Genomic DNA, 655 nt, shown 5'->3' on the forward strand with positions numbered 1-655 from the left:
GCGGTCGGCGAGGACGGCGGCGGCGGCGACGCCGGGGGCGCGGCGCAGCCGGTCCTCGATCTCCTCGAGCTCGACCCGGCGGCCGCCGATCTTCACCTGGCGGTCGGCGCGGCCGACCACCTCGTAGAGCCCGTCCGGGCGGATGCGCCCGAGGTCGCCGGTGTGCAGCACGCGCTCGCCAGGGCGGTCGGGCGCGGGCGCAATGCGCGGCGAGGGCACCAGGCGACCGTCCCGCCATTCGCCAAGGGCAACGAGCGGACCCGAGACCACGATCTCGCCCACCTCGCCCGGCGGTACGGCCGCGCCGGACTCATCGACCAGCTCGATCCGCTGGCCCGGCACCGGCAGGCCCGCCGGCACGCGCGGGCCCTGCGGCTGCCAGTCCGGCGGCACGTCCCAGCTCAGCACGCCGGAGCTTTCGGTCAGGCCGTAGACGTTGCGCAGGTTGCAGTCCGGCGGCAGGACCGCGCGCAGCGCCTGGATGTCGCTGGCCAGCAGCTGCGTGCCGGCGCATTGGCAGCGCCGGACGCGGCGGAAGGCGGCGGCCGCGCCCGGCGCCTGCAGCAGCGCCGTCACCAGGCTCGGCAGGCCCTGGATCATGGTCGGCCCGCCGGCCTCCTCCGCCGCGCGCACCACGCCGGGCAGGCCCAGCGCG

The 655-nt window shown here is 78.0% G+C and carries 1 protein-coding gene; it reads right to left on the reverse strand.

What is annotated here, in order from left to right; genetic code table 11:
- On the reverse strand, positions 1–655 hold a 655-nt coding region (locus tag OZN99_RS32990; protein ID WP_270939385.1), incomplete at both ends, for an AMP-binding protein.

Source organism: Falsiroseomonas oryzae (assembly GCF_027856955.1).
GTDB lineage: Bacteria > Pseudomonadota > Alphaproteobacteria > Acetobacterales > Acetobacteraceae > Falsiroseomonas > Falsiroseomonas oryzae.